The organism is Jutongia huaianensis (assembly GCF_014384985.1).
Taxonomy (GTDB): Bacteria; Bacillota; Clostridia; order Lachnospirales; family Lachnospiraceae; genus Jutongia; species Jutongia huaianensis.
The window spans coordinates 45,967-58,598 of record NZ_JACRSX010000010.1 but is presented as its reverse complement, the minus strand read 5'-3'; the positions used below and the strand labels follow the sequence as shown (position 1 = coordinate 58,598).

Sequence of the window (12,632 nt, the reverse complement as noted above, 5' to 3'; positions counted from 1 at the left end):
CCCCTGGTTATAATATATTAAAAAATACATTTTCCGGCGGATCACAATCAATACACTGACAATCTTCTACCCGCTGTCCTAATTTCTGAAATTTGAAATATACGGCTGCTGCCAGATACTTTGCCTGACAGGACCGAAAAGTACAATGCTCCAGCAGTACATCATGAATCGTGTCTGCATAAACAGCCCCGCCATACTCTGCGATCCCCTCCTGAAACTCACAGTTTACAATCTCTGCACTTGCTCCTCCCTGTATGGATACCATTCCATTCATGCATCTGCTAAAATGCGTATTGTGTATTCTGATGGCATCCCCCTCAAAGGAAATAGCCCTTGCCCCTGCCGTCTGGCGGACCCAGCAGTCATTCACCAGCAGATATCCTGTTTTCTGTTCCAGCAAACCACATTTTTCCTTACAATCTACAGAGGTATCTGTCAACATCACCACAGCCGCTCCCTCAATGGACAGCCAGTAATCAGAAGTGCATTCTGTAATCTCTATATGTCCATGATCTGCCTGAAGCCTTCCACCTCGGACAATCACCCTTCCATCCATCTGCATATCCGCTCCATAAATCAGTAAAGATCCTCCCTTATCCACCTCGATGTCTCCCCGGATGATCGTTGGACAGTCCAAAATAACTGTTTCCCCATCTCTTATTCTCATCCCCTGATATCGCTTTTCCATATAAAACTGCGGATAAAACCATGTAAGAAAATCATACCGGATACTGTAGCCTTCCTCTGAAAATTTCTGCACAGCCGCAATGGCTCCCTGTTCATCCTGTGTCCTCATACACTTGTCAAATTCCTGAAAAAAAGCTCTTTCCGCATGGGAAAACTGAAACACCTGCAGATAGTCCTCCAGAACAGCACTGCAATATTCCCCGGACCATACCGTGTGACTCAGGATACGGTACAGATCCAATGTAAAACAATACTGTTCTTCTTTTCCCCGCAGCAAAGCAAACACCTTATCAATCCATTCTTCAAAATGATTATTCAGATCAAAGAAAATCTGCTGCCACTGAGATTCCGGCAGATGAATTGCCTTTAATATATCCTCAAAAAAATCCTGTGTCTCCATAATGGACTTCATATGTCCCATAGACATAACACCTAATCCAAAGCAATAGGTATACTGAAATGACGCATTCTTTTTCCAAAACGGATGATGCTTCTCCATACGAATAACCATTCCTTTCCGGGAAGCCACTTCCCTTAATTTTTTCCAAAACGCCTCATCATATCAGGCTTTCCAAGATATGTCATATTTTCCTTCAACATAATAACTGCCCGCTTGACTTCTCCCATCAAATATTCATTCTCTGCCCTGCTGCTTTTCAAATAGTTTCGATTCAGAAATGGTATCATTCTTCCCTCATTGGCCGCAATATGTAAATCAATGTTATAGGGAATGACAGCCATTTTACCTCTCGGAATATGATATTGCTTCTGTATTAACTCCAGATTAAACGGATTTTCCTTCTCATACCGGCCAATCAGAAATACAGATTTTTCCAGCATCGAGGCATAATTTTCAAAATAATCGTCCCAGTCTTCTTTGTCCTGATCTATATTAACTACCACCAGGTCCGCTTCCTCCAGAATCTGTACCGAACTGGCATTTCCCCTTGATTCTGTATCGATGAATACCATATCTGAAATGCTCTCCAGACTTTGAAACAGGTCCTTATGTGCCAGTTCAAACTCATAATCAAACACTTCTCTATTTACGATATAACTCTGAGGAAGATAATAGATACTTGAATATAATAGAGGAATAGACGCTTTTCTGATCAACTGCTCACTTGCTGTACCGGTATATAGCCGCTTTAAAATATACTCAATCCCATATTTATTGTAATACTGCCCGGTTTCATGAAGCATTGCGATCTTTTCCTGGGACAGGAGCATTCCATTGAGATTATTGACATTGTAATGATTTTCCAGTAAAACACTCCTGCCAATTCCCGCTATGGCAGATACGGCTGCAATGCATACCATATTGGTAGATACACCACCCTTTTTCCTGATATTACTCCAAAATGCAACTTTCATACGAATAACCACACCTTTCCAAAAACTGTATGTCAATCATATGATAATTTCATACCCCCGTAAAGATGTTTTTATTTTTTCTACGTTTTTAATAAATACGCAGCTTACATTTTGTCAGTAAAGACAGAAAATGCCATGTATGACAATGCAATTTTCTCTTTCCGCCTTCTGTGAAGCGACAGCCGGAATTTAACAGCAATCTTTCTCCATTATGTTATTCAAGATATTCTAATGATTATTTCGGCTAAATATTCTAATTTTTTAAATTTGTCCTTTAACAATGACGTAAATTGATCGGATCGCCTTTTACTATGGACGCAAAAACGATACATCCAATTAATCTCCGCCACAACAGAAGGCAAATCATCCCGGTGTATTGTATGATAACGGCTGAACCGCAGAATATAAAACAAAAATAATTCCCCTGCCACCGTAAACAGACATTTCTGACTGGATTCCTCCGGGAACTCCAGGCACCGGCTGTATACTCTGTACAACATATAATTTTTTGTAAACTCCCGCAGCTTCCCTCTAAAATTTTCCTGAAACGTCATCATTTGACTGATAATTTCTGCCGCCCCATAATCCTTTTCAAAGTAATCAAAGCTTCCCTCCAGATAAGAAAGCTCCGGCGAAGACGCCAAAAGCTCCAGACAGCCCTCCATCAGATCGTACATTCGTTGATACATGTTCCATAAAAAATGGACACTTTCTTCCATAGAGTCCGGAGCTGCCTCAGATTGTTTTCTGAGAGAATCCATAAACCACTCCAGCCATTCCTTTCGCTCCTTATCATATGGAAGCTCTGTCCAGTCAATCTCCTGACTTATTTCGCCATCTGTCATATACCAGCCTACGGTCTTCGTCCAGAGATACCCGGCTGTCACAGGGCAGGATGCCGCCATCGACATCCAGTAGTCCTGCTGCACTCTGCCTGCCAGTCTTGGAAACTTCCGGCAGGTAATACAAAGCATCTCCTCCCTGCTGTTTCTCTGTATACGGCACAAACCGTCCGGATCAAGCATCATGCAGCTTCCATCCGGACGGTTCATAAAATAATATCCATCTTGCTTTTTTTGTATATGCTGCAGGATATCCTCTTTCAGATCCGATTCCGGCAATGCATCAAACCGTTCCAACGCCTCTTCATCCACCCGAATACTCCATCCTGCACAGCATGTAGAAGGGCATTCCCCTGCCATACAGGAGAATGTCTTGTAAATGTCTAAATAATAATATCTCATCGCTTTAAAATGTCAGATCTGACTTTGCCTGAAGCAGCTTTGCCCCATTAATGATCACTGCAACGCCGGCAGCAATACCACCAACGATCAAAAGAATCCCTGTAACCAGACTAAATGCTCCTACTGATTTCATCGTTTTATAAACCTTCTCTGCCATAACGCTCCTCCATTTCTTACTTACATCCATACTCTTTATAATATGCATCAATGGCTGTTTTAATCGTATCATCGATCACGATCTTGCCCTGACACTCCTTATTGTACAGACATTCTACTACATCCTCCATGGTTACAATGGCATTGGCACCAAATCCATACTTCTCCTGAATCTCATCCAATGCACTGGCATTGCTGGAAAGACCTCTCTCCATACGGTTGAGAGAAACCATCAGACCAAGGATCTCCACATCTCCCTGTGCCTGAATGATCGGGAATGTCTCCTCGATCGACTTACCGGATGTGGTGACATCCTCAATAATAACCACCTTATCTCCATCCTTGATCTTGCTGCCCAAGAGGATACCGGTATCTCCGTGATCCTTTACTTCCTTACGGTTGGAGCAGTAACGGATCTCCTTGCCATACAGCTCATCGAAAGCCATAGTCGTAGCGACACTAAGAGGAATCCCCTTGTAAGCCGGTCCGAAAAGGACATCAAAATCATCTCCGTAATGCTCGTGGATCGCTTTTGCATAATACTGCCCCAGCTTGCGAAGCTGTGCCCCTGTCACATAGGCTCCCGCATTCATAAAAAATGGCGATTTACGTCCGCTCTTTAATGTGAAGTCGCCGAACTTCAATACGTTGCTCTCCACCATAAACTCGATAAATTCCTGCTTGTACTGTTCCATTGTATAATACCTCCTTAATTTTTCATAAAACTCTCCCACTACACCGTCTGCGAAAATCTCGACAAGAACTGTCTCGTCCTCTCCTCCTGTGGATTCTCGATCACCTGCCTGGCATCGCCCTGCTCTACGATCACACCACTGTCCATAAAGATCACCTGATCTGCCACATCTCTGGCAAATGCCATCTCATGGGTTACAATAACCATAGTCATATTCTGATCCGCCAGGCTTCGGATCACCTTTAAAACCTCTCCGGTAAGCTCCGGATCCAGAGCCGAAGTCGGCTCATCAAAGCAGAGGATATCTGGTTTCAGTGCCAATGCTCTGGCAATCGCCACACGCTGCTGCTGACCGCCGGAAAGCTGATGCGGATAATGCTCCATCCGGTCGGACAACCCCATCTTGTCCAAAAGCTCCTTTGCCTCTGTCTCGATTTCCTCGTAAATCTTCTTTTTATTTTCCTTAAAGCCAGGCTTTCCTTTCTCCAGAAGCTGTCTTGCCAGCATGACATTCTGCAACGCCGTATACTGCGGAAACAGATGAAATGCCTGAAAGACCATGCCAAAATGAAGACGCTTCATACGGATATCCTTCTCCTTGATGGAAGAGGCATCCTGTGCATCAAACAGCGTTTCTCCCTGCACAATGATCTTACCTTTGTCGGGTCTTTCCAGAAAATTCAGACAACGTAAAAGTGTTGTCTTACCGGAGCCGGAGGAGCCAATGATCGCCAATGCCTGTCCCTTTTCCAGCGAAAAGGAAATATCCTTCAGAACCGGGGTACGGTCAAAGGATTTCTCGATATTTTGTACTTCTAAAATTGCCATCCGATTGTCCTCCTATTTGAAATATTCCAGTTTATGCTCCAGCCATCCAAGGAACAGCGTGAGTATGCCACTAAATACAAGATAATAAACTGCAGTAAAGAATAATGGCCAGATCTGTCCGGAAATACCCTGAGATCCCTTTAAGAATGCCTGCCCTGCCCAGATGATCTCCTGCAGTGCAATGATACGCGCCAGCGAGGTATCCTTCACCAGCGTAATGATCTCATTGGAGATTGGAGGGACGATCCGCTTGATCATCTGCAACAGAGTTACCTTGAAAAAGATCTGCCGCTTTGTCATACCAAGTACAAGACCGGCCTCCTGCTGTCCCTTCGGCACGCTCTGGATACCGCCACGGTATATCTCGGAAAAATAGCAGGAATAATTGATGATAAAGGACACTGCTGCCGCCATAAATCTGCCTTCCTCACCACCGCTCCAGATCGTTTTGCCCAGAACCAGCCCCGGAAAGTAATAAATGATCAGAAGCTGGATCATCAACGGAGTTCCCCGGATGATCCATACGATAAGCTTCGTAAGATACCTTAGCGGACGAAATCCGGATAACGATCCAAAGGAAATGATCAGTCCCAGTGGAAAAGCCCCCAGAAGTGTCACAAAAAATAATTTTAACGTTTGTAAAAAGCCCACATTTAATGCATGAAATACAATGGGCATCTGTTCCATAATCGTTGACATCATTATACCTGCCTTTTAATATTTCTCTCTTTGCATAGCAAAAGCTGCCGCAAATGTAACATCACGGCAGCCATACTTTTTTGTATTACTGTTCGATGAGTGCCGCCTGGACACCATATTTCTCGGCTGTCTTCTTCATACTTCCATCCTTATAGCTCTCTGCAAAAAAGTCATTTAACTTCTCTGCCATATCAGATCCTTTGCGGAAACCAACACCATACTCCTCACTATTAAAGCTTGCGGTATAGGTAAGCTTCTCATAACCGGTACCCTCGCCAACCATAGCAGCTGCCATCAGGGAATCGATCACAGCGGCATCGGATGTTCCGGCAGAAATCTCCATCAGTGCATCTGCCTGCGCCTTAACGGATGTGTAATTGTAACCAAGCTTCGAAAGCTCTTTCTCACCGGCTGAACCTGCCTCTACGGCAAAGTTCAAATCCTTCATACTCTCTACAGTGCTGTATTTGTCCTTATCTGCCTCTTTTACGATGGCAACCTGCGCATTATTGCAGTATGCATTCGTGCAGGCCATAGAGCTTGTCACCTCATCAGTGAGTGTCATACCGTTCCATACACAGTCGATGGATTTTGCATCCAGCTCCAGAACCTTATTATCCCAATCGATCTCTACGAACTCAGCTTTAACGCCAAGACTCTTTGCAAATGCCTTTGCCATATCTGCATCAAAACCGATCCACTCATCGGATCCCTTCTGATAATCCATTGGCTCAAAATCCGTAATACCCACGATCAATGTTCCCTTATCCTGAATATAAGCCAGATCGGAACTGTTATCACTCTTAGAGCTTCCTTTACTTTCTGAGGATGCCTTATCGCTTGTTGTGTTGTCTGCGTTGTTCGTACTTCCACAGGCTGTCATACTAAAGCACATTGCCAGTGAAAGCATCATTGCTAATACTCTCTTCTTCATTATGTAACTCCTTCCTCGTGTCACTGTCTGTTTTCCCACTCCGGCTATTTAAAAACGCCTTATTGGGATTCGATGCTGTGCAAATCAGCTCACTCACACAGATTTCATAATATCATAGCCCAATGCAAGTGTAAAGATATTGTTAAATTTTCATGCCAATATAGCGGATAATAAACTGAAATCATCGCATACGCCAATAAATTTGTTATTTTGTATATTAAAATTAAGCCTCAACACATCCGATCAGCTCATGTATATCCTCAATGTGATGCTCCTTCATAAACTGCTCGATTCCCTCGATCACGTCCACTGTCGCTGTAGGATTATTGAAATTTGCCGTTCCCACAGCAACCATAGAAGCTCCTGCCATAATAAACTCCAGTGCATCCTCTGCGGTACGGATGCCTCCCATACCAAGCACAGGAAGCTTTACGGCGTGAGCAACCTGATATACCATCCGGACTGCCACCGGCTTTACTGCCGGGCCGGACATTCCACCGGTCTGGTTTGCCAATGCAAACCGGCGGCGGTTAATATCAATCTTCATCCCCGTCAATGTATTGATCAGGGACAGGGCATCAGCTCCACCTGCCTCTGCTGCTTTCGCCGTCTCTGTGATATCTGTTACATTGGGACTCAGCTTCATGATTACCGGCTGCTTTGCTTTCTTCTTGATCTCTGCGGTGATCTGCTCCACCAGCTTGGGATTCTGTCCGAAGGCAATGCCGCCCTCCTTGACATTCGGGCAGGAAATGTTGATCTCCAGCAGATCCACATCCTGATCTGCCAGACGCTCTACCACCTCCAGATATTCTTCTGTGGTATGACCACACACATTGACAATGATCCGTGTATCATACTGTTTCAGATATGGAATATCTCTCTCCACAAATACATCTATGCCGGGATTTTGCAGACCAATGGCATTTAACATGCCACCGTATGTCTCACAGACTCTCGGCGTTGGATTGCCCGGCCACGGTACATTTGCCACTCCCTTGGTGGTCACTGCTCCGAGACGGCTCAGATCCACATACTCACCATATTCTGCACCGGAGCCAAAGGTTCCAGATGCTGTTGTTACCGGATTCTTCATAGTCACCCCGGCAAAATCAACTGATAAATTCATATTCATCCTCCATGTCCTGTGTTTCTATAATGTGACATCCTCTGCATTAAAAACAGGACCATCCTTGCATACCCGCTTATTATGTACATGGCTGTGACTGTCTACGTCTGTAGAATTGCAGACGCATCCCAGACAGGCACCAATACCACAAGCCATTCTCTCTTCCAGAGAAATCTGCGCCTCTGTCTCCTTCTCTGCTGCATATGCCTTAACACCACGAAGCATCGGCATAGGACCACAGGCGTAGATCGTATCTGCGTCCAGACCATTTTCACGGATCGCATCAATGACATTTCCCCTCGTTCCTACACTGCCGTCCTCTGTGGATACATAGACATCTGCATATGGTTCAAATTCTTTCTTTAAGAAGAGATCTCCATCCCGATATCCCAGAACAACGGAGACCTCTGCACCTTCTTCCTTCAAAGCCTTCGCCAGAGCAAGCATCGGCGGGATTCCGATGCCTCCTCCGATCAGCACTGCCTTTCCGCTCTTTCTGGTAAAGCCATTGCCCAAAGGTCCCATAACAGGAATCTGCGCACCTTCCTCCAGTCCGGAAAACTCCTCGGTTCCCTTTCCTGCTACACGGTAAACGACACGAAGCTTTCTCTGTGCCGGTTCGATCTCACAAATGCTGATAGGTCTTGGAAGCAGACGGCTTCCCTCACCACAGTACATTGAAATAAACTGTCCCGGCACTGCCATCCCGGCAACATTATAATCCTCCGGAAACTGCAGCCACATGCTGTAGATCCCTTCTGTGATTTTCTCCTGGCTTACCACAACAGCCAGACATTTTTTCTTATCTGCCATTCTTATCTCCATTCTGTTTCTGCAATCAATGAACATCACAGGATACTGCATTATTATATGCTTTTCCCATGCGCTCCGTTATTTACGACCCTCGTTGATGTCCTGGATCATATCGATCACTGCCTGTCTGGATGCCTCCGCATAATTTCCGGCACCAAACTTTGCATATTTCTCCTGCTTGTAAGCACAGATAATACCACGGGAGGAATTAACGATGGCACCCAGACCATCTTTATTGAAGTACGGTGCCAGATCTGATGCCTTTCCGCCCTGCGCACCATAGCCCGGTACAAGGATATATGTTTTTGGCATGATCTTTCGAAGGATCTTGCCCATCTCCGGATACGTTGCACCTACGACACAGCCTACATAGCTGTAATCATCTCCCATACACTGGCTGCCCCATTCGGCAACCTTCTCCCCTACCAGCTCATAAAGCGGTCTGCCATCGATCAGGCGGTCCTGAAACTCTCCACTGGACGGATTCGATGTCTTGACCAGCACAAAGATTCCCTTTTTCTCTTCCTTACATACATCAATAAACGGATTGACACCATCACTTCCCAGATATGGATTCACGGTGACAAAGTCCTCATCAAAGCCGTAATACTGCCTGCTGCCTACCGTAACCTTTCCCAGGTGACCCACTGCATAAGCGGTGGAGGTAGATCCGATATCACCGCGCTTGATATCACCGATCACAACAAGTCCCTTCTCCTTACAGTAATCCACTGTCTTTTTGAACGCCATCATACCTGGAATACCAAACTGCTCATACATAGCAATCTGTGGCTTCACAGCCGGGATCAGATCATAAACTGCATCCACGATACCCTTATTATACTGCCAGATTGCCTCTGCTGCTCCCTCCAGAGTCTCCCCGAACTCCTCAAAGGCTTTCTTTGTCAGATGCTCCGGTACATAACCAAGCATCGGATCCAGTCCAACGACTACCGGTGCATCTTTCTTCTTAATCTCTGCCACTAATTTATTGATCATTTTTTACCTGTCCTTTCCATTATCTACTATATTCATAAACAATTTTACCATCTACAATGGTCGTTACCACCCGTCCTGTAACCTTTTTCCCGTCAAATGGGGTATTTCTGCCCATAGAAGCAAAGCTGCTGCTGTCAATCTCATATTCATGCTCCACATCGGCAATCACCAGATCCGCCGTTTTTCCCACAGCCAGATTTCCTTTATCAATTCCCAGCACTCTCGCCGGGTTGACACTCATTTTCTCTACTAACTGGGCTAAAGACAGATATCCACCCTGTACCAGTTCTGTAAATCCAAGCGCAAAGGAGGTCTCCAGTCCAACAATACCAAACGGAGCTTTCTTCATACTCTGTGCCTTCTCCTGAGCTCCGTGAGGAGCGTGATCCGTAGAAATGACATCCATAACACCTGATGCCAGAGCATCTTTTAAAGCCTGTACATCCTTTGGACTGCGCAGTGGCGGATTCATTTTAAAACGACCGTCATCCTCGGTGATCTCCTGATCCGACATCGTAAAGTGGTGTGGACACACCTCTGCCGTCACACGAAGCCCCTGATCCTTTGCCATTCCTACCAGCAACGCACTGTCTGCTGTAGAACAATGGCAGAGATGAAGCTGTGCTCCCGTCTCCTTGCTGATCAGAATATCCCTGGCAACGATCACATCCTCTACCGCATTGGTAATACCCGGAAGTCCCAGTTCTTCTGCTTTATCTCCTGCATTCATCACACCGCCGTCTACCAGCGCCTTATCTTCACAGTGTGAAAACATCGGAATCTCATATTGTGCTGCCTGCTCCATGGCATGACGGAATAACAGACTGTCCATCACTGATTTGCCATCCTCACTCAAAGCAACAATACCGGTCTCCTGCATGCCTTCAATATCTGCAAGCTCCTTTCCCTCCTGTCCAATGGTTACGGCTCCGATCGGTAACACATGTACCGGTGCATCCTTTGCCCGCTCCAGCAGATTCCGGACTCTCTCCGGAGAGTCAATGACCGGCTTCGTATTTGGCATCGGACATATACTGGTCACACCGCCGTGGGCGGCAGCCTCACAACCTGTCCTGATCGTTTCTTTATATTCAAAACCCGGCTCTCTCAAATGTACATGCAGATCAATAAAGCCCGGCATCACAACCTTGCCAAAGGCATCGATCAGTCTGTCTCCCTCTCCCAGAATATTCGGATCAATATCCTGTGAAACACGAGCTACCTTATCCTCCTCGATCAGCACATCATAAAACGCATCAATATCATTTGCCGGGTCCACCAGCTTTCCATTCTTGATCAAAATTTTCATTGCATCACCGTCCATTTCATTTCGTACTAAAAACAGGGATGTCAGCCATCCGGCATTGACACCCCTTTTCTTTTAATATAATTCTGCTTTCTCGATATCCTCCAGCATCCTCTGATTGGATATGAACTCACCAAACTCATCAGCGGATACCCAGCGGCAATCGTGAAGATCCTCAGATAGCTGTACGTCATCTTCTTCCATATCTGTATAACAAAGATATGTCAGACCAAGACTGCATACGGAACCCACCATAAATGTCCAGGTATATAAGATGCGGTCAACCTCCGCCGTAAGACCTGTCTGCTCCTGGATCATACGGATCACAGCCACATCCGGCGACTCGCCAAACTCGGCTTCTCCATCCAGAAACTCCCACTGGTAAGGATCCATGATATTATCATCGTACCATTTTTCAATAATGAGATATTTATCATCTCTCTTTACAATTCCTTTAACTAAGATCCTATATGCATTCATGCAGCCACCTCACTCCCTTATACTCATCGAAATGTGTCTTATTATACTGCAGTTAATGAATCCCTTGATTATTTTGCTGTAATATATTTCTTGGCTGTCAGAAGCTCTGCAGTAAGTACGGCACCGCCGGCTGCTCCTCTGACTGTATTGTGGGATAAACCTACAAACTTATAATCAAATACAGTATCCTCACGGAGACGTCCCATAGATACGCCAAAACCATTTTCATAATCTACATCCATGGATACCTGTGGACGGTTATCATCCTCAAGATACTGGATGAAATGCTCCGGTGCACTAGGAAGCTTCAGCTCCTGTGGTACTCCGGAATACTCTCTCCATACGCGGATGATCTCTTCCTTAGAAGGCTTCTTGCCCTCCTCGAAAGTAACAAATACAGCCGCTGTATGACCGTTTAATACCGGAACACGGATACACTGTGTCGTGATCACCGGACCGTCAGCCTTTACGATCTCGCCATTCTCAATATGACCCCAGATACGAAGCGGCTCCTGCTCGCTCTTCTCTTCCTCACCACCGATAAACGGAATGATATTGCCCTCCATCTCCGGCCAGTCCTTAAATGTCTTACCTGCTCCGGAAATCGCCTGATATGTGGTAGCAACAACCGTCTTTGGCTCATAACCTGCCTTCTTTAATGCGTGAAGTGCAGGCGTGTAGCTCTGGATAGAGCAGTTCGGCTTAACTGCGATAAAACCTCTGGTCGTTCCCAGACGCTTCTTCTGTGACTCTATTACCTCTAAGTGCTCCGGATTCAACTCCGGCACAACCATCGGTACATCAGGAGTCCATCTGTGGGCACTGTTATTGGATACAACAGGAGTCTCAGTCTTTGCATACTCTTCCTCGATCTTCTTGATCTCGTCCTTGCTCATATCAACTGCGCTGAATACGAAATCAACCTTAGAAGCAACCTCTTCTACGTTGCTGACATCCTCAACGATAATGTTTTTGACAGCTTCCGGCATCGGTGTTGTCATTTTCCAGCGTCCGCCAATGGCATCCTCATACTTCTTGCCTGCGCTTCTTGGGCTGGCTGCAATTGCAACAACCTCAAACCAAGGGTGGTTTTCCAGCAAAGAGATAAATCTCTGTCCTACCATTCCGGTACCTCCAAGGATACCTACTTTTAACTTCTTATCCATGATGACCTCCAAAATAACTTTTTCTGAAAATTGCGTATAATTCTTCTTTCGCATTTTCTCCGATTTTACACTATTATAAAGCATAAGTCAAACATCCGGCATATATTATTCCCTACAGTGCAC

At 45.4% G+C, this 12,632-nt stretch carries 14 protein-coding genes; all 14 read right to left on the bottom strand.

Features of this window, described 5'->3' with window-relative positions; translation table 11 throughout:
- Nucleotides 1–7: 7 nt before the first annotated feature.
- Nucleotides 8–1,198, bottom strand: a complete 1,191-nt coding sequence (locus H8704_RS08410; RefSeq protein ID WP_249297955.1) for a right-handed parallel beta-helix repeat-containing protein — start codon at nucleotides 1,196–1,198, stop codon at nucleotides 8–10.
- Between the two features lie 23 nt (nucleotides 1,199–1,221).
- Nucleotides 1,222–2,061: a hypothetical protein gene (locus H8704_RS08405; RefSeq protein WP_249297954.1), complete on the bottom strand. Its 840-nt coding sequence runs from the start codon at nucleotides 2,059–2,061 to the stop codon at nucleotides 1,222–1,224.
- A gap of 218 nt (nucleotides 2,062–2,279) precedes the next feature.
- A complete protein-coding gene (gene fliB, locus H8704_RS08400; protein ID WP_283241969.1) occupies nucleotides 2,280–3,305 on the bottom strand; it encodes a flagellin lysine-N-methylase in 1,026 nt (341 codons plus the stop codon).
- Between the two features lie 4 nt (nucleotides 3,306–3,309).
- Nucleotides 3,310–3,462 (bottom strand): hypothetical protein, encoded by a 153-nt coding sequence (locus H8704_RS08395; protein ID WP_022464380.1) that lies wholly within the window; start codon nucleotides 3,460–3,462, stop codon nucleotides 3,310–3,312.
- A 16-nt stretch (nucleotides 3,463–3,478) separates the two neighbouring features.
- Complete coding sequence (gene pyrE, locus H8704_RS08390) at nucleotides 3,479–4,156, bottom strand: orotate phosphoribosyltransferase (RefSeq protein WP_022464381.1); 678 nt, start codon at nucleotides 4,154–4,156, stop codon at nucleotides 3,479–3,481.
- A 38-nt stretch (nucleotides 4,157–4,194) separates the two neighbouring features.
- On the bottom strand, nucleotides 4,195–4,983 hold the full coding sequence (locus tag H8704_RS08385) for an amino acid ABC transporter ATP-binding protein (protein ID WP_118676493.1): 789 nt from the start codon (nucleotides 4,981–4,983) through the stop codon (nucleotides 4,195–4,197).
- Between the two features lie 12 nt (nucleotides 4,984–4,995).
- The gene (locus H8704_RS08380) at nucleotides 4,996–5,682 is read right to left on the bottom strand and encodes an amino acid ABC transporter permease (RefSeq protein ID WP_249297978.1); all 687 of its coding nucleotides are present in this window, start codon (nucleotides 5,680–5,682) and stop codon (nucleotides 4,996–4,998) included.
- An 85-nt stretch (nucleotides 5,683–5,767) separates the two neighbouring features.
- Nucleotides 5,768–6,616, bottom strand: a complete 849-nt coding sequence (locus H8704_RS08375) for a transporter substrate-binding domain-containing protein (RefSeq protein ID WP_249297952.1) — start codon at nucleotides 6,614–6,616, stop codon at nucleotides 5,768–5,770.
- Between the two features lie 223 nt (nucleotides 6,617–6,839).
- Complete coding sequence (locus H8704_RS08370) at nucleotides 6,840–7,745, bottom strand: dihydroorotate dehydrogenase (RefSeq protein WP_249297951.1); 906 nt, start codon at nucleotides 7,743–7,745, stop codon at nucleotides 6,840–6,842.
- Nucleotides 7,746–7,769: 24 nt separating this feature from the next.
- The gene (locus H8704_RS08365; protein WP_022464386.1) at nucleotides 7,770–8,558 is read right to left on the bottom strand and encodes a dihydroorotate dehydrogenase electron transfer subunit; all 789 of its coding nucleotides are present in this window, start codon (nucleotides 8,556–8,558) and stop codon (nucleotides 7,770–7,772) included.
- Nucleotides 8,559–8,636: 78 nt separating this feature from the next.
- A complete protein-coding gene (gene pyrF, locus H8704_RS08360; protein WP_118676497.1) occupies nucleotides 8,637–9,557 on the bottom strand; it encodes an orotidine-5'-phosphate decarboxylase in 921 nt (306 codons plus the stop codon).
- Between the two features lie 19 nt (nucleotides 9,558–9,576).
- Nucleotides 9,577–10,866 (bottom strand): dihydroorotase, encoded by a 1,290-nt coding sequence (locus tag H8704_RS08355; RefSeq protein WP_249297950.1) that lies wholly within the window; start codon nucleotides 10,864–10,866, stop codon nucleotides 9,577–9,579.
- A gap of 72 nt (nucleotides 10,867–10,938) precedes the next feature.
- Nucleotides 10,939–11,343, bottom strand: a complete 405-nt coding sequence (locus H8704_RS08350) for an NUDIX domain-containing protein (protein ID WP_022464389.1) — start codon at nucleotides 11,341–11,343, stop codon at nucleotides 10,939–10,941.
- 68 nt (nucleotides 11,344–11,411) lie between these two features.
- Nucleotides 11,412–12,509 (bottom strand): aspartate-semialdehyde dehydrogenase, encoded by a 1,098-nt coding sequence (gene asd / locus H8704_RS08345; RefSeq protein WP_118676605.1) that lies wholly within the window; start codon nucleotides 12,507–12,509, stop codon nucleotides 11,412–11,414.
- Between the last annotated feature and the right edge of the window lie 123 nt (nucleotides 12,510–12,632).